Below are 15,944 nucleotides of genomic sequence, written 5' to 3'. Positions count from 1 at the left end.
TTACTCTAAAATATCGATAATTGATCTAAATTATTCTGATTTTAAGAAGCGAAATAATATTTTTCTAACATCTTTATTATCTTGTTTTGGATCAATATAAGAATGCATTTCTTCGGGAATAGAAAGCCCGATAGGACAATAGCCAAATCCTTGGTAGATACCATTTTTAATGAAAACAAGTCCTTTTTCTTACGATGTCCTTCCTTTCAATTCAATTAAAATATCTTTTTTAGGTAAATTTATCGTACGTAAATATTGTTCTACTCTTAAATTATAAGTTTTTACATCTTCTAAGGAAATACAAGCACCTTTACACTCCTTTAAACTATACTGAAAACAACTAGATTTTGAAGAATACAAACCATTTATTTTCTGACATAAATTATATTTTTCGGTAAAAGTAAAGAGATAATTTTTAGCTTCTTGCAAAGTCGAAAATACAATTACTTCTTTACCTGTATTCGATAACTTTCTAACAAGGAGAGAATCATAACCTTGTAAATTCTTTTCTTTATAAATGGAATACGAAAACTTAACTTTTCGCTGTACACGATTAAAAATAGGTAAAAATTCTTTGATCAATTCAGACTCCCTCAGCAACGCAATCAATTCATTTCCAGCATTTTCATAAATTACACGATAAGTAAACATCTGGAGTTTAACTTCTTTCGTAACTTTTGACCTAAAATGTTGTAGGAGTCTTTTCTTAATATTTACACTTTTACCATTGTAAATTATATCATCATTTTGATTATGCAAATAATACACACCACATAAATTATCGGGTATCGTACGCACAATCTGTCTTAACTTATCATGAATATCCACAGAGCAAAATTAAGAAAAGTAAATTATTTATGTGTTCTCGTACAAAACCCATTAATCTAAATTTTCTTGATCCAAATGGTGCTGTATAATTTCTATCGCATTGGCAACAGCATCGCTTAGCGCAACAATAAAATCACCTTTTTGGGCAATGGATAAGATAAATTTAATCGCTTCTACTTCCTTTGAAATAACGATATAAGGAAACTGTTATAACCCTGAGCCCAGCCAAAGGTCACAACCCTGAACGGAGTTGAAGGTCACAACCCTGAGCGGAGTCGAAGGGGGATAAATTTTTAAGAATTTTTTGGCTTTTCTACTGTAGAAACATTAGGCTTCACTACACGATACATATCGTGTCGGCGATCTTTCAGGGTTTTCACGGTCCCATATTCATGTAAATCTTTGAGTGCATACAAATCCACGTCGGTAATCAGCACCATTTCTGTATTGGGTGTGGCTTCTGATTTCACCCCGTTGGTAGGAAAAGCAAAATCAGACGGTGTGAAAACAGCCGATTGAGAAAACTGAATATCCATATTATTCACACGCGGAAGATTCCCTACCGAACCGGCAATCGCCACATAACATTCGTTTTCGATCGCACGGGCTTGGGCACAACTTCTTACTCGTGTATAACCATTTTGGGTATCGGTCATAAAGGGTACAAACAAAATTTGCATTCCTTGATCGGCTAATATTCTTGCTGTTTCTGGGAATTCGACATCATAACAAATCAATAAGCCTATTTTTCCACAATCGGTATCAAAAACTTTTAATTCATTTCCTCCGACCATTCCATAATATCGAAATTCGTTTGGGGTAATATGCATTTTGCTGTACGAATCGAGCTGTCCGTTTCGATGACATAGAAACGAAGTGTTGAACAACAACTCGTTTTCGATTGTCGGCATGGATCCTGCAATAATATTTACATTGTATGAGATGGCAAATTCTTGAATTTTCTTTACAATCTCGTCTGTTAATTCGGCCAATCGGTTCATGGCTTCTACTTCTTTCAGGTGATTGTATGGACTCATTAGCGGAGTGTTGAAAAACTCTGGAAACAAAAGAAAATCGGCTCCATAATCGCTTACGGTCTGCACAAAAAATTCTACCTGTTCGTAGAAATCTTGCAAATCTCTAAAAGCACGCATTTGCCACTGTACCAATCCTATACGTGTAATTCTCTTGGTAGGAGAACTGGACATCAGATCGGGTTCATAGTATATATTGTTCCATTCGAGAAGCGTAGCATACTCCATCGATTCGGTATCATCTTTAAGATAGTTTTTTAGGATCTTTTTTACATGAAAATCGTTTGCCAACTGAAATGTCAAAGTAGAATCGATTATTTCTTTTCTTTTTACTTTATCCACATACTCTCTCGGTGTCAGTTCAGCTGCATATTTGTGATAATTCGGGATTCTACCTCCTGCAACTATTGATTTCAAATTCATTTCCTCGCACAACTCTTTTCGTACGTCGTACAATCTTCTACCTAACCGTAATTGACGGTACTGAGGATGTACGAAAATTTCTATTCCATACATTACATCACCATCTGGATCGTGCTTTGTAAACTTCCCATTCGAGGTGATTTCTTCATAATTAGAGGTATTGAGATTTACTTTTTTCGAGTTTACAATGATCGCCAATGCAGAAGCCACTACTTTCCCATCAACTTCTACACAAAACTGGCCTTCTGGGAAGATACGTAACAACTCGTGTATATCTTCTCGTTGCCAATCTTCTTCGTCTATGTTCTTATAGGCTTCTTGTTCCGATTGCAAAAGATCTTCATAATCTTCTATCGTTAAGCGTCTAACTTGTATATCCATGCTATAATTTTGTGTTATGAAAAATAGAATTCAATAGTCTCAAAAAGTTATCCAAACTTATATAAAAATACGGATAAATTAGTTTATTCGTACCGAATATGTTTTCCTAATTAATTGATCAATTCGTAAAAAGTTCTTTTTCCTATTTTTATTTTCATGCCGTTTTTCAAAACAATCGACTCATTGGCATCTGTTCTTTTTTCATTATCTATTTGGATTCCACCACCTTCGATCAAACGACGGACTGCCGAACGAGAACTATCTTTTTTCAGTTGATGACACAAGTCTAATAAACTCATTCGGTTGTTTTCTATATTTTGTAAAGTGTTGATCTTTACCGGTTCGAAAACTTTTTCATCAAAATTTTTGTTCTGAAATTGTGTACTGAAAAAAACCTCTGCGCCTTCTGCTGCCTCGGCATTGTGGTATTGAGTAATTATATTTTTAGCCACTATTTTTTTTATTTTCATTGGGTTATCTCCCGAAGCAATTCTGTTTTTCAATTGTTCTTTTTCTTCTATAGAAAAATCTGTCGCCAAGTTGATGTATTCTTCTAGCAAATCATCTGGTATAGACATGGTCTTACCAAACATTTCGTTCGGTTCGTCTGTAAGTCCGATTATGTTATTCATCGATTTACTCATTTTTTCTTTTCCATCTAACCCACGCAATAATGGCATACACATTACAATCTGTGGCGAGACTTCGTATGACTCTTGCAACTGACGTCCCATGGTACAATTGAACAATTGGTCCGTTCCTCCCATCTCGATGTCTGCTTTTATTTGGGTAGAATCATACCCTTGCAAAATCGGGTACACCAGCTCGTGCATGGCAATCGGCGTATTTTCTGTAAAACGTTTATTAAAATCGTTTCTGTGCATCAATTGCGCAACCGTTACTCGAGATAGTAATTCTATTATAGCCGAAAAACTCAAACCATCTAACCAAGTAGAATTGTACACAATTTTTGTTTTTTCTACATCGATAATTTTAGATAATTGATTGATATAGGTTTGTGCATTATGCTGCACTTCTTCTGCACTTAGTGGTTTTCTTGCTTTATTTTTACCCGTCGGATCGCCAATACGCGCGGTGAAACTCCCGACCAAAATCACCACTTGATGTCCTAAATCTTGGAATTGTTTCAACTTCTTTAATACCACCGCATGGCCCAAATGCAAATCAGGAGCGGTAGGATCGAATCCCAGTTTAATAATTAATTTTCGGTTTTCTTCTTTGGCTTGTTTCAGCTTCTGTTCTAATCCGTTTTCGGGTAGAATAATTTCTACATTTTCTTTTAATTCTTCTATCATGTTGATTTTTTTCTTATTTCATACCAACAAAAAACCCAAACATTGCTGTTCGGGTTGTCTATGAGATTGTCTTTATTTGTTTATTCTAAAACATACACAGGCCTACCGAACATAGAGATCGGTAGAAGATACTCACTAAAAAATGGTACGCGTAATATGTTGTGCATGCTTTTCATTTCGCCTACAAAGATATAGATTTTTTATTTAGGATACGATGTAGATTTTATTCATTGAGAACTCAATTTTTTTATTACTAAATTTTATCCGACTTTTGCCTGTTCAATGGGGTGCCAAAAATTGGCTGAGATGATACCCATGCACCGAGTGCAATACCTGATCCGGATAATGCTGGCGTAGGGATTGAAAACTTATCATCTCCTGTCTAGAATAAAAACAATATTATGCAGGAAATCTTATCAAAAATCACCTGGATGGAATGGCTCGGTGTAGCCTTCTCTGTTGCACAAGTTCTCTTGGCAAGGCTCAATAAACCGATTAACTATCTGTTCGGAATTGGCGGAATTTCACTGACGCTTTGGGTCATGTTTTCTGCAAAACTTTATGCCGAATTTACCCTCAATATTTATTATTTGGTCATGAGTATTTACGGTTGGCTGTTCTGGACATTTGGCAAACAAAAACAAGAAACACCTATTTCCTCTTCAACCAAAAAGGATTGGATAAAAGTAGTCTGTATTGTCGTAATCAGCTTTCTGATTTTCTATTTCGCCCTGACGTACTTTACCAATTCTGATGTGCCTTTGTGGGATTCTCTGGTGAGTGCATTCGCTTGGGCCGGTATGTGGCTAATGGCCAAACGAAAAATAGAAAATTGGATATTGCTCAACATTAGCAATTTTATCTCAATACCGCTGATGATTCATAAAGATTTATACCTCTATGCCGTATTGAGTGCTTTTTTATTTTTGGTAGCTACCTCTGCTTATTTCAAATGGTTAAAACTTCTCAAAAACTCGCCCCATGCTGTCTAGGAAGGAAATGCGTGAAGAATTACTTCTTGCCGAAGCTTTATCCGATAAGGTTTTATCCGAAATTCATCAACAAAAATACTTACAAATTTGGGTACCAAAAATATATGGCGGACGAGAACTTTCTTTTGTTGATGGTTTGCAACTATTACAATCTCTAGCCTTTATAGACGGAAGTTTCGGTTGGACGGTTACCTTGTGTTCTGGTGCTCATTATTTTGCCCGAAATCTTTTACCCACCAAAGCCAAGGAGCTCTTCTCTTCTCCTGATATTTTTGTAGGTGGCAGTGGTATGGTTGGCGGAACGGCCGAAAAAACGTCTTCTGGATTTATCCTAAACGGTCGATGGATGCATGCTACGGGTGCTAGTTATCTTTCTCATTTTACCCTGAATGCACAAATTACCGAAAACGGACAACCTTGCCTTGGTGATAATCAACAGCCGATTGTTCGCTCATTTATCGTCCCAAAAGAAAGAGTAAGCCTTCATCCGTCTTGGCCTTTTATGGGAATGCGCGCCACGCATACCTATGCATTTGAAGTGAAAAATGCTGCCATATCCCGAGAAGATTCGTTTGTGTATGATGAGTTTTATACCCAAGATTTGATTAGCCACCTGCCGTTTCGTTTGTTTGCAGATGCTACTTTAATGGTCAATTATTTAGGCATGGCTACACATTTTGCCGAAGAAGCAACAAATTACAAATCCGATCAAGAAATTCAGTTACTGAAAGATTTTGTAGATCAGACTTCAGAAAAGCTGTTGAATTATGCACAACAGAGCGAACGTATTTTGATGGATAAGAACACTATTTTGGTTGAATTTATAGAAGAAGTGCATCGATTTTGCACCAATGCGCTTCATCATTTAACCCATTTGATGTTGGATGTTTATTTGATTTTGGGTATGAAGGCATCAAAAAACGATGAGTTATTGCACCAAATATTTCGAGATTTTTTCACGGCTACTCAACATGCCAATTTTAGAAAATAAAAAATTTGCTTAGTTTTTGCATTACGTTCGTTCTCCATTGATTTATGTAAATTATGGTTATCCAACATTCAATTTCTGTACCTCTGCGTTGTGCTCCATTTATTAGGATTCTGAACATTTTGGTAAAATTCGATACAGTAGCTGTGTAATGAATTTGGCTGATATTCTTGCTAAAAACCTAGGTCATCATCTTCATTTTCTCTACTATAAGGTTTGTAAGAATCCAAGCCGCTAAAGGAATCTAGTGGGTTACCGGTAGGTAAATTGATAGAGCTATCAAAGGTAAAATCGCTATCGCTACCGAACTGTTTGTTTTTATTCATCGAACTAGGGATGGTGTATTCGTCTTCGAAACTACTATTATCAAGATCTGTAAATTTTGCTTGTTCACCGATAAATCGTAATCGTATATTTTCTAATGCTCCATTACGGTGTTTTGCAATGATAAACTCTGCTTGTCCTGCACAAGGCGTTTCTATTTCGTCATCCCAAACTTCTAATTTATAATATTCTGGACGATAAATAAACGAAACAATATCGGCATCTTGTTCAATTGCTCCTGACTCCCGGAGGTCGGATAAAAGAGGGCGCTTACTTCCGCCTCTTGTTTCTACTGAACGTGATAACTGAGACAGGGCAATAACGGGTATATTCAGTTCTTTGGCAATGGCTTTTAGCGATCGAGATATCATCGAGATTTCTTGTTCGCGGTTACCGTTTGCTTTTCCTCCGGCCGTCATCAGTTGCAAATAATCGATAAGGATCATTCGTACTCCATGTTGAGAAACCAAACGACGAGCTTTGGCACGCAAATCGAAAATCGATAAAGCTGGGGTGTCATCGATATACAAAGGAGCTTCTTCCAGTCCTTTTACTTTGGTGTACAATTGTTTCCATTCATAATCGGCTAACGTGGCTTTTCTCAGTTTTTCGCCAGAAATACCTGTTTCACCAGAAATCATGCGGGTTATGAGTTGTACTGATGACATCTCGAGCGAAAAAATAGCCACAGGTATTTTGTGGTCGATGGTCATATTCTTAGCCATAGATAGGATAAAAGCCGTTTTTCCCATTCCTGGTCGAGCAGCTAGAATAATGAGATCGGATTGTTGCCAACCGGAAGTAATTTTATCGATTTCTGTGAAACCAGAAGGAAGACCACTCATTCCTTCTTTTGTAGACATGTCTTTTATTTTCTCGAGTGCTTCTTTGACCAAATCTCCGGCTTCACTATAGCTTCTTTTGATTCCACCCTCTGTAATTTCGAAAAGTTTGCTCTCTGTAAAATCAAGTAAATCGAAAACATCTGATGTATCATCATAGGATTTTCTGATGACTTCTGATGAAATTTCTATCAGTTTTCTTTTGATATAATTTTCTTGTATAGCTCTTGCATAGTATTCGATATGCGCAGAAGAAGACACCTTTTGGGTTAATTGGATTAAGAAATAATCTCCTCCTATCAAATCTAATTTCCCACTGATTTTCAATTCATTAGAAACGGTTAATAAATCTATTGGTTGAGAATCATTAAAGAGTTTTTGTATTGCAGCATATATTGCTTGATGTTCTGGACGATAGAAAACTTCTGGAGATAAAATATCGATAACATCATCTAAACCTTTCTTATCAATCATCATTGCTCCGAGAACAGCTTGCTCGAGTTCTATTGCTTGAGGAGGTAATTTCCCTTTCTCTAGATTGATAACTGAATTTGTTTGATTGGTTTTAGAGTATGACTGTTTTAGTTGTTCCATAATTTTCCAAAATTAGACAAAAAAACGAGATAACTAAAGTTAATTATCTCGCAATTTATTAAGACTAAGATTTTAATAGTATGTTAATAACCTACCCTTTGAATTCACCAAAGGCGATAAAACGATCTTGACGTTGTTTGGTAAGTTTCTCGGCTGAAAGCTTTTTCAGTTCATTGTATGTTTCTACGATTTTATCACGTACACTATCGTAGGTTGCTTTCGGATCATAATGTGCACCTCCTAATGGCTCTTTGATGATATCTTCAATCAAACCTAATTCTAGCATATCCGGCCCTGTTAATTTCATCTGAGAAGCTGCTTGTTCTTTATAATCCCAAGAGCGCCACAAAATAGTCGAACAGTTTTCTGGTGAAATCACAGAATACCATGTGTTTTCTAGCATGAATACTTTGTTTCCTACACCTATTCCTAAGGCTCCACCACTTGCACCCTCACCAATAACTATTGTTATAATAGGTACCGTTAGTTTTAGCATTTCGTAGATATTTTTAGCAATTGCTTCTCCTTGTCCTCTTTCTTCGGCTTCTAAGCCAGGATATGCACCTGGAGTATCAATGAAAGTCACTACCGGAATGTTGAATTTTTCTGCTAATTTCATCAAGCGCAATGCTTTTCGATATCCTTCTGGATTAGCCATTCCGAATCTTCGGTATTGTCTTTCTTTGGTATTTTTACCTTTTTGTTGCCCGATAAACATATACGTCTGATTACCAATTTTCCCTAGTCCGCCGACCATTGCTTTATCATCAGCAAAGTTTCGGTCACCGTGAATTTCTACAAAATTGTTATTGGTTATGGCATAGAGATAATCTAATGTATATGGTCGAGAAGGATGCCTTGAGAGTTGTACACGTTGCCAAGGAGTGAGATTCCCGTAAATTTCTTTCTTTTTATTTTCTATCGCAATCTCTATCTCTACACATGCTTGTTTAATATTTACGCCACTTTCTTCTCCAACGATTTGACAACTTTTTAATTGCTCCATCAAATCTTTTATGGGCTGTTCAAATTCTAAGTATTCCATAATGACTTATTAGCATTCTATCCGACAAAGATAACGAGTTTATCTTGAAAGTAGGATAGAAATTCTTTTAAACAAAAAGGTATTTCGCTATACAGGAGAAATACCTTTTTATCTATGTTTTATAATTTTTCGATTAACATTGCCGAAGCTCCTCCGCCTCCATTACAGATTGCTGCAACTCCTATCTTCGCATTATTTTGTTCTAATACATTCAGTAAAGTTACCAAAATTCTCGACCCAGAATTTCCTAATGGATGACCTAAAGAAACTGCACCTCCGTTAACATTTACTTTCGATGCGTCAATGTTTAGCAATTGTGTGTTGACTAATCCTACTACAGAAAAAGCTTCATTAAACTCCCAATAATCTACATCGTCTACATTGATGGCTGCTTTTTTCAATAATTTTTCTACAGCTTTGGCGGGTGCTGTTGTAAACCATTCTGGTTCGTGGGCTGCGTCTGCATAGGCTGTAACTTTTGCTAAAGGTTTCAATCCTAATTCTTGTGCTTTTTCGGCAGACATCAGTACCAAAGCCGAGGCACCGTCGTTGATGGTCGACGCATTTGCAGCTGTTACGGTTCCGTCTTTGGAGAAGACAGCACGCAGTTCTGGAATTTTTTCATAGCGTACATTTTTATACTCTTCATCTTCCTTGAAAAGGATAGCATCTCCACGGCGTTGTGGAATTTCTACAGGAACAATTTCATTATCAAATTTTCCTGCTTCCCAAGCAGCGGCAGATTTTTTATAAGATTCTATAGCAAAAGCATCTTGTTGCTCTCTTGTAATTTGGTATTTTGCGGCTGTAGCATCTCCAAAAACTCCCATCATTTCTTTTGAGTAAGCATCTTGTAAACCGTCTTGTACTATCCCATCATTTAGCGAAGTATTTCCGTACTTGTTTCCTAACCGTGCTGTAGCAGAATAGAATGGTGTCATCGACATGTTTTCCATCCCGCCGGCAACAACGACATCGGCATCACCCAAACGAATCGCTTGTGCAGCTAACATAACTGCCTTCATTCCTGAAGCACAAACCTTATTAACTGTGGTTGCAGGTACTGTATTGGGAATTCCAGCGTCTATCATTGCTTGTTTTGCGGGTGCCTGTCCTTCACCAGCCTGAAGAACATTCCCCATATAAACTTCATCTACATGTTCTGCTGATAAGTTGATTTTGTCTAAGGCCCCTTTTATTGCGATACTTCCTAATTTTGTTGCAGGAATTGTTGATAAACTTCCCAAAAAAGACCCCATCGGTGTTCTTATTGCAGAGACAATTACTACTTCTTTCATTATTTTATGTTTTTTTCTTTTATAAAATATATTCCGCAATATAGGCTTTTTTCTTTATTTCTACATGTAGTTTTTTGTAGAATAAAATCTTTTTATCTTCTATTTAGAAAGTTTTGGTAAGAGGTAGTGGAGAAAAAAAATTAGCCAAAGTGCCTTAGAATATGAACAAATAGTTAGGATAAAATATTTAAAAAAAAAAAATGATCCCCAAAAAATTGGGGATCATTTAACCAACCTAAACTACTATAAAAAACTCTTAAATATTTAGTTAACCAATCTGAAGTTTGATTGAATTAACATAAATACTACTATGAATAAATTATCTAAATGCAAATATAGACTATTTTTTTAATTTATAACAATTTAATAAAGAAAAAATTTTTTTTATTAGTCTTTAAGTTTGAAAAATACACTAATCAAAGATATAATCTTCCCTAAGCTACTCATCTTATGACGAATACGATCCATTTCTAAATCCATCATGCGTATAAAATCTGCATCATTTGCTCTCATCTTAGCAGATCGAAAATAGAAATAAGCTTTACGAAACCTGAATCGATCCTCCATTATTCGACCTTTTTGATAGAAAAGCGTGGCATAATCTACGCCTGGGATAGAGAGTGCTCGATTGATCATAACTTCTGCTTCGACCAGTTCATTAAACCGTAATAGTAAATATACATAATTCACGTAGGAGGCAGGAAAATCCTCTGGAGAGAATTTTATAGCCAACTCATAGTGTCGTTTTGCTTTGGCAAAATCCTTGAATTGTATTTCATAAATCCAGCCTAAATAATTATGAGCTCTTGCATAACCAGGATCTATCGATAATATTTCATATAAAAGAACATATGCTTTACTCAAATCATTTTGTTCTATCAATTTATTAACATCTAAATAAAGGATTTCGACTTGATTCATTTTTTTAAAGCTTTACTGAATGGTTTTGTAAAGATAATCGACTATTCTCAGCTAAAAAATGTATTTTTGATGTTTAACCTTTTTCATATGATGCATCGCGTTTTTATGTTATTTCTTGGTCTAATATATACAACAATTTCGGCACAAGAAACAAATCTTTTTAGCCTAAAAAAAAAGATATATGATCGGTTGATTGATGATTTTACGACTACCATATCTCCTAAATCTTCTTATGAAGTTTGGATCGATCCCATTACCTACCAATTTGAAAATATAGAAATGAATGAATTTGGTATATCACTTAAACAGTCTGTTTTACTGAAAGATGACAAATATTGTGATAATCAAATAATTATATATTGCAAAGATAAAATAGAACTCGACTCTTTTCAATTGTCAATCATTACTCAACCAGGTCACGATGATTTGTACTCGGTTTATTATCTTGTGTATCAACCTTTGGATGCTTGGTATTCGATTATTTTACACCTCAATGAACAGCGTTATCTACAAAGTTATAATAAGATAAGTACAGTTTATTTTCCTACCAAAATAATCGAAGTAAAGAATAATAAAGTTACAATAAAACAGGAATTAGTAACAGTTAACTTAACGAAAGATTTTGAGATTTTTGAAATAAATAAACGTTCTTTCTAAGATTTTATTTAGACGAAATGTTACCAAAAGTCTTTACTCTCTTTTTTAAAATGAAATTGACAAAAGTATATACGAATTGGAGCTCCTCCAAAACTCGAATTCGAACAAAAAAAAGATGGAAAATAATACCGATAATTGCCTAAAAATTTTCGTTATACACATATACTTTTATAGGTATTGAAGTTTTGCACTAAAATTATGTACCTTTGGCAGATAACAAAAAAAATGTAGATTTTGGATAGTAATAGACAGCAAAAAGTAGGGAAATTATTTCAAGAAGAACTGGCAGAAGCCTTCAGAAAATGGGCTTCGGAACTTTTTCCTGGAAATTTAGTTAGTGTAACAGAAGTTAAAGTTACCCCTGACCTGAGTATCGCGAAAGTTTTTATTAGTATATTCCCTAACGATAAAAAAGACGAAATCTTACAAGAGATCAACACACAAGCTCCTTATTTCAGAGGAATTTTATCCAAAGGAGCTGCCAAAAACATGCGTCTAACACCAGAGCTAATTTTCAGATTAGATCCCACGTTAGACGAAATGGACAAAATCGATCGTGCACTCTCTGGCAAAGGTAACAACCCTATATTATAGACTTTTGCGATGAGGAATATTCCGTTTTATATTGCAAAACGTTACTTTTTTTCGAAAACCAATACCAATGCAGTCAATATAATTACCACCATTGCTGTAATTGCAATCATGGTAGCAACTGCTGCTTTATTGGTAATTTTATCTGTATTTTCTGGGCTAGAAAAAATGAATATACGTTTTTTGAGTGATGTTAATCCAGAACTGAAAATTTCACCAGCAAGTGGAAAACGTTTACCGAATATCGATCAGCTCGAAAGTAAAATAAAAAAACAACCCTCTATAGCTTCTTACGCAAAAGTTATCGAAGAAAAAGTATACATCCAATACAATGGATTAGAAGATATCGCATACCTTAAAAGTGTTGATAATCAATTCTTAACAAACAATAAATTTGATACAACAATTATTGCTGGGCGGCTTTTCGATTCATCTCAACGCCCGTACGAAGTTATTGCTTCGGAAGGAATAGGAACTCGCCTCAAGATATACATCGATAATGAATTACCGATTCGGCTCATCATGCCCAAAGCTGGAACCCAACTCATCAAACAAGCTGAGGACGGTTTTGTGATGCAAGAAGCCTTCAATTCGGGTATTTTTTTCTTAAATGACCAATACGATAAACATCTTTTTGCTCCGCTTGCTTTAGGACAAGAAATGCTCAATCTTTCATCAAAAGATGCTTATTCTCTAGAACTTAAAACCAACGGTAAGAAGAACCTAAACCAAATCAAAAAAGAAATAGCAAAACAAATAGGTCCGGAGTATACTATCCAAACCAGACAAGATCTGGATGCGGCTTTTCTGAAGGTAATGAATATCGAAAATCTTATTATTTACATGATTTTCACGCTGGTAATAATCATTGCTTGTTTTAATCTTGCTGGTACCATTATCATTATAATTATAGACAAAAGAGAAGAAATAAAAACGATGTATAGTTTCGGGATGACCCGAAAAAATATTCGACGAATATTTTTCTTTACTGGTTTAATTATCACTTCAACCGCAATGATTCTTGGGCTAATAATTGCCTCCATCCTAGGGTATATACAAATACATTATCCGCTGATTTACGCAGCCCCGTACGTCGCCTTTCCATTTACCTTTACACTGAGTAACTTTCTTGTGGTTAGCACAACGGTTTTAGCAATCGGCTCGTTTGTTAGTTGGCTCATGGCCAAACAAGTGAAATAAATATACTATACTATCATAAAAAAATACGCTTGAAAATTCGGTTCTTCAAGCGTATTATTCTTTAGGCTAACTCTTCTTCAAAATCATCTAACACGATTTTTACTTTCTCTTCATGAGGTTTGAACAATGCATAGGTTAATAATCCAAGCCCAATCCCAACAAGAGCACCTACTTTTTGGTTTTTTTCGATTGCTTTTGCTACTGCAATCCCCAAAGCTGCACCTGTAGTAGTAATTGAAACTGTATTTCCTAATTCTTTCGATTTGGTGTCAAGTACCTCTAAAATATTATTCATGTCAATAGGGTTTATACATTAATTTTGAATATAAATTTAGTTAAATTCCTCAAATACTTCGCCAAAAATGTATTCAATCAAAATTTCTAGCCAGAAAGCAAGTAAAAAAGCATCTTAATTCTGTGCTTAGTTTTTATATTTGTTTGTAGAATTTTATATTATTTATGGATACGCAACAGAGAATTCTTGCATTACGAGAAGAATTACACCAGCACAATTATCGATACTATGTGTTGGATCAGCCGAGTATTTCTGATTTTGAGTTTGATTTGAAACTAAAAGAACTTCAAAAACTAGAAAAAGAACACCCAGAATTTTCTGACCCAAATTCTCCTACCGTTCGAGTTGGTGGCAGCATTACCAAAAACTTCCCAACCATCTCCCATGAGTATCAAATGTATTCGCTCGACAACTCGTATTCTATAGAAGAACTGAAACAATGGATTGCTCGAGTATACAAAAATATAGAAAATCCCACCTTTGTTTGTGAACTAAAATATGATGGTGCATCAATAAGTATCTTATACGAGAACGGAAAATTGACACAAGCTGTAACCCGTGGTGATGGCACACAGGGCGATGACATTACCGCTAATGTAAAAACAATCACGTCTTTGCCGCTTATTTTGCGAGGCTCCTATCCTACAAAGTTCTATATGCGTGGTGAAATTACCATACCGATAAAAACCTTTGATAAAATAAATGAACAACGCAAAGATGAAGGTTTACTTTTATACGCCAATCCGAGGAATACAGCGTCTGGTTCGCTAAAGTTACAAGACAGTGCCGAGGTTGCTAAACGAGGTTTGCAATGCTTTCCTTATGCATTTGTAGGTGAAAATTTAGGTTTTGATGAACAATGGACAATGATCGAAAAAGCCAAAGAGCTTGGTTTTAAAATTCCAGAAACTGCCAGCCTTTGTTCCAATTTAGAAGAAATTATAGCTTACATAACAAAATGGGAAAGCAAGCGTCATCAATTGCCGTTTGAAATTGATGGGATTGTTATAAAAGTCAACTCTTTTGCACAACAAGAAGAATTGGGCTATACATCGAAATCACCCCGATGGGCAGTTGCCTACAAGTTTAAAGCAGAAGCAGCAGAAACAACCTTAGAAAGCATTACATATCAAGTAGGTAGAACAGGTGCTATCACACCCGTAGCCAATTTGCATCCCGTACAATTGGCCGGAACCATAATAAGAAGAGCTTCTTTGCATAATGAAGATATTATCAAAAAATTAGATATTCGGATTGGCGATCAGGTATATGTAGAAAAAGGTGGAGAAATTATTCCAAAAATTGTTGGTGTTAATACCGATGTTCGCCCTGCCGGAACTGAAGAAATACGGTACATCGAGAATTGTCCTTCGTGCGGAACGAAACTGGTGAGAGGCGAAGGCGAAGCCTTGCATTACTGTCTGAACGAGGACGGTTGCCCGCCACAAATAATTGGACGATTGGAACATTTTGTTTCTAGAAAAGCAATGGATATCGAAAGCATTGGTAGTGAAACAGCAATACTTTTACACGAAGCAGGTTTGGTGAATAATGTTGCTGACTTCTATACCTTGACCAAAGAGATGATTTTACCTCTCGAACGAATGGCAGAAAAGTCTGCACAAAATATTATCGATGCGATTGAGAACTCTAAACAACAATCTTTCGAACGATTATTGTATGGCTTAGGAATTCGACATGTGGGCAATACTGTAGCCAAGAAATTAGCATTACATTTCGGGACTATGGAAAGTCTAAAGAAAGCAACGTATGATGAGTTGATATTGGTGGAAGATATTGGAGAAAAAATTGCACAATCGATAATTGCTTACTTCGATAAAGAAGAACATCTCGAGTTGATTGATCGTTTGAAGACGTATGGATTATCACTAGAATTAGGTAAAGAACAAACACCAATTTCTGATAAGTTAACGGGAAAAACATTTCTTTTTACCGGAAGTCTAACGAAATTTACTCGAGCAGAAGCCCAAAAATTGGTCGAAGAACACGGTGGTAAAAACCTTTCTGCTGTGAGTAAAAATCTCGATTATTTAATTGCCGGTGAAAAAGCAGGAAGCAAACTAAAAAAAGCCGAAGAACTAAAAATTACGGTACTCACAGAAGGTGAATTTCTCGAACTCATTAACAATAATTAATGCAATAAAAAAAGGTCTGAAAAAAATCAGACCTTTTATTTTTAGGATTTCCTACCAAA

At 35.6% G+C, this 15,944-nt stretch carries 14 protein-coding genes and 1 riboswitch; of the genes, 6 read left to right on the top strand and 8 right to left on the bottom strand.

Annotated features, from left to right (window positions below; genetic code table 11):
• Positions 1 to 189: 189 nt before the first annotated feature.
• The 3 genes from WEEVI_RS10010 to tyrS all read right to left on the bottom strand — a co-directional run bounded on the left by WEEVI_RS10010 (position 190) and on the right by tyrS (position 3,982).
• Positions 190 to 828 carry a GIY-YIG nuclease family protein gene (locus tag WEEVI_RS10010; RefSeq protein WP_081448711.1) on the bottom strand — a complete coding sequence of 213 codons (639 nt, stop codon included), beginning with the start codon at positions 826 to 828 and terminating at the stop codon, positions 190 to 192.
• A 293-nt stretch (positions 829 to 1,121) separates the two neighbouring features.
• Positions 1,122 to 2,666, bottom strand: a complete 1,545-nt coding sequence (locus WEEVI_RS10005) for a bifunctional GNAT family N-acetyltransferase/carbon-nitrogen hydrolase family protein (RefSeq protein WP_013599017.1) — start codon at positions 2,664 to 2,666, stop codon at positions 1,122 to 1,124.
• Positions 2,667 to 2,776: 110 nt separating this feature from the next.
• On the bottom strand, positions 2,777 to 3,982 hold the full coding sequence (tyrS, locus tag WEEVI_RS10000; RefSeq protein WP_013599016.1) for a tyrosine--tRNA ligase: 1,206 nt from the start codon (positions 3,980 to 3,982) through the stop codon (positions 2,777 to 2,779).
• Positions 3,983 to 4,255: 273 nt separating this feature from the next.
• Positions 4,256 to 4,359: riboswitch (TPP riboswitch) on the top strand.
• Positions 4,360 to 4,380: 21 nt separating this feature from the next.
• Between tyrS and pnuC the strand changes: the two genes are divergently transcribed.
• Both pnuC and WEEVI_RS09990 read left to right on the top strand, forming a co-directional pair.
• Positions 4,381 to 4,974, top strand: a complete 594-nt coding sequence (gene pnuC, locus WEEVI_RS09995; protein WP_041942166.1) for a nicotinamide riboside transporter PnuC — start codon at positions 4,381 to 4,383, stop codon at positions 4,972 to 4,974.
• Positions 4,964 to 5,965: an acyl-CoA dehydrogenase family protein gene (locus tag WEEVI_RS09990; RefSeq protein ID WP_013599014.1), complete on the top strand. Its 1,002-nt coding sequence runs from the start codon at positions 4,964 to 4,966 to the stop codon at positions 5,963 to 5,965. Before pnuC ends, WEEVI_RS09990 begins: the two co-directional genes overlap by 11 nt.
• Positions 5,966 to 6,135: 170 nt before the next feature.
• On the opposite strand, the gene dnaB is transcribed toward WEEVI_RS09990, so the two are convergent.
• The 4 genes from dnaB to WEEVI_RS09970 all read right to left on the bottom strand — a co-directional run bounded on the left by dnaB (position 6,136) and on the right by WEEVI_RS09970 (position 10,986).
• Positions 6,136 to 7,722 (bottom strand): replicative DNA helicase, encoded by a 1,587-nt coding sequence (gene dnaB, locus WEEVI_RS09985; protein ID WP_013599013.1) that lies wholly within the window; start codon positions 7,720 to 7,722, stop codon positions 6,136 to 6,138.
• A 91-nt stretch (positions 7,723 to 7,813) separates the two neighbouring features.
• Positions 7,814 to 8,767 carry an acetyl-CoA carboxylase carboxyltransferase subunit alpha gene (locus WEEVI_RS09980; protein ID WP_013599012.1) on the bottom strand — a complete coding sequence of 318 codons (954 nt, stop codon included), beginning with the start codon at positions 8,765 to 8,767 and terminating at the stop codon, positions 7,814 to 7,816.
• A gap of 119 nt (positions 8,768 to 8,886) precedes the next feature.
• The gene (locus WEEVI_RS09975; RefSeq protein WP_013599011.1) at positions 8,887 to 10,065 is read right to left on the bottom strand and encodes an acetyl-CoA C-acyltransferase; all 1,179 of its coding nucleotides are present in this window, start codon (positions 10,063 to 10,065) and stop codon (positions 8,887 to 8,889) included.
• Positions 10,066 to 10,452: 387 nt separating this feature from the next.
• Positions 10,453 to 10,986, bottom strand: a complete 534-nt coding sequence (locus tag WEEVI_RS09970; protein ID WP_013599010.1) for a tetratricopeptide repeat protein — start codon at positions 10,984 to 10,986, stop codon at positions 10,453 to 10,455.
• Between the two features lie 69 nt (positions 10,987 to 11,055).
• On the opposite strand from WEEVI_RS09970, the gene WEEVI_RS09965 reads away from it, so the two are divergent.
• From WEEVI_RS09965 to WEEVI_RS09955, 3 genes are all read left to right on the top strand, one after another.
• Positions 11,056 to 11,643 (top strand): hypothetical protein, encoded by a 588-nt coding sequence (locus WEEVI_RS09965; RefSeq protein WP_013599009.1) that lies wholly within the window; start codon positions 11,056 to 11,058, stop codon positions 11,641 to 11,643.
• Positions 11,644 to 11,877: 234 nt separating this feature from the next.
• Positions 11,878 to 12,237: a 30S ribosome-binding factor RbfA gene (gene rbfA, locus WEEVI_RS09960; RefSeq protein WP_013599008.1), complete on the top strand. Its 360-nt coding sequence runs from the start codon at positions 11,878 to 11,880 to the stop codon at positions 12,235 to 12,237.
• A 9-nt stretch (positions 12,238 to 12,246) separates the two neighbouring features.
• Entirely contained in the window at positions 12,247 to 13,434 is a 1,188-nt protein-coding gene (locus tag WEEVI_RS09955; RefSeq protein WP_013599007.1) for an ABC transporter permease, read from the top strand.
• A gap of 61 nt (positions 13,435 to 13,495) precedes the next feature.
• On the opposite strand, the gene WEEVI_RS09950 is transcribed toward WEEVI_RS09955, so the two are convergent.
• Complete coding sequence (locus tag WEEVI_RS09950) at positions 13,496 to 13,729, bottom strand: hypothetical protein (RefSeq protein ID WP_013599006.1); 234 nt, start codon at positions 13,727 to 13,729, stop codon at positions 13,496 to 13,498.
• A gap of 164 nt (positions 13,730 to 13,893) precedes the next feature.
• Between WEEVI_RS09950 and ligA the strand changes: the two genes are divergently transcribed.
• Complete coding sequence (gene ligA / locus WEEVI_RS09945) at positions 13,894 to 15,885, top strand: NAD-dependent DNA ligase LigA (RefSeq protein WP_013599005.1); 1,992 nt, start codon at positions 13,894 to 13,896, stop codon at positions 15,883 to 15,885.
• Positions 15,886 to 15,944 lie beyond the last annotated feature (59 nt).

The organism is Weeksella virosa DSM 16922, from assembly GCF_000189415.1.
Taxonomy (GTDB): domain Bacteria; phylum Bacteroidota; class Bacteroidia; order Flavobacteriales; family Weeksellaceae; genus Weeksella; species Weeksella virosa.
Note: the sequence above shows the minus strand (reverse complement) of the source record. Positions and strands in the feature narration are given on the sequence as shown.

Coding starts and splice junctions, on each gene's coding strand:
- WEEVI_RS09955 (WP_013599007.1), top strand. CDS start 12,247: ATGAGGAATATTCCGTTTTATATTGCAAAACGTTACTTTTTTTCGAAA.
- WEEVI_RS10005 (WP_013599017.1), bottom strand. CDS start 2,666: ATGGATATACAAGTTAGACGCTTAACGATAGAAGATTATGAAGATCTT.
- WEEVI_RS09970 (WP_013599010.1), bottom strand. CDS start 10,986: ATGAATCAAGTCGAAATCCTTTATTTAGATGTTAATAAATTGATAGAA.
- tyrS (WP_013599016.1), bottom strand. CDS start 3,982: ATGATAGAAGAATTAAAAGAAAATGTAGAAATTATTCTACCCGAAAAC.
- WEEVI_RS09990 (WP_013599014.1), top strand. CDS start 4,964: ATGCTGTCTAGGAAGGAAATGCGTGAAGAATTACTTCTTGCCGAAGCT.
- WEEVI_RS09950 (WP_013599006.1), bottom strand. CDS start 13,729: ATGAATAATATTTTAGAGGTACTTGACACCAAATCGAAAGAATTAGGA.
- ligA (WP_013599005.1), top strand. CDS start 13,894: ATGGATACGCAACAGAGAATTCTTGCATTACGAGAAGAATTACACCAG.
- WEEVI_RS09975 (WP_013599011.1), bottom strand. CDS start 10,065: ATGAAAGAAGTAGTAATTGTCTCTGCAATAAGAACACCGATGGGGTCT.
- dnaB (WP_013599013.1), bottom strand. CDS start 7,722: ATGGAACAACTAAAACAGTCATACTCTAAAACCAATCAAACAAATTCA.
- WEEVI_RS09980 (WP_013599012.1), bottom strand. CDS start 8,767: ATGGAATACTTAGAATTTGAACAGCCCATAAAAGATTTGATGGAGCAA.
- WEEVI_RS09965 (WP_013599009.1), top strand. CDS start 11,056: ATGTTTAACCTTTTTCATATGATGCATCGCGTTTTTATGTTATTTCTT.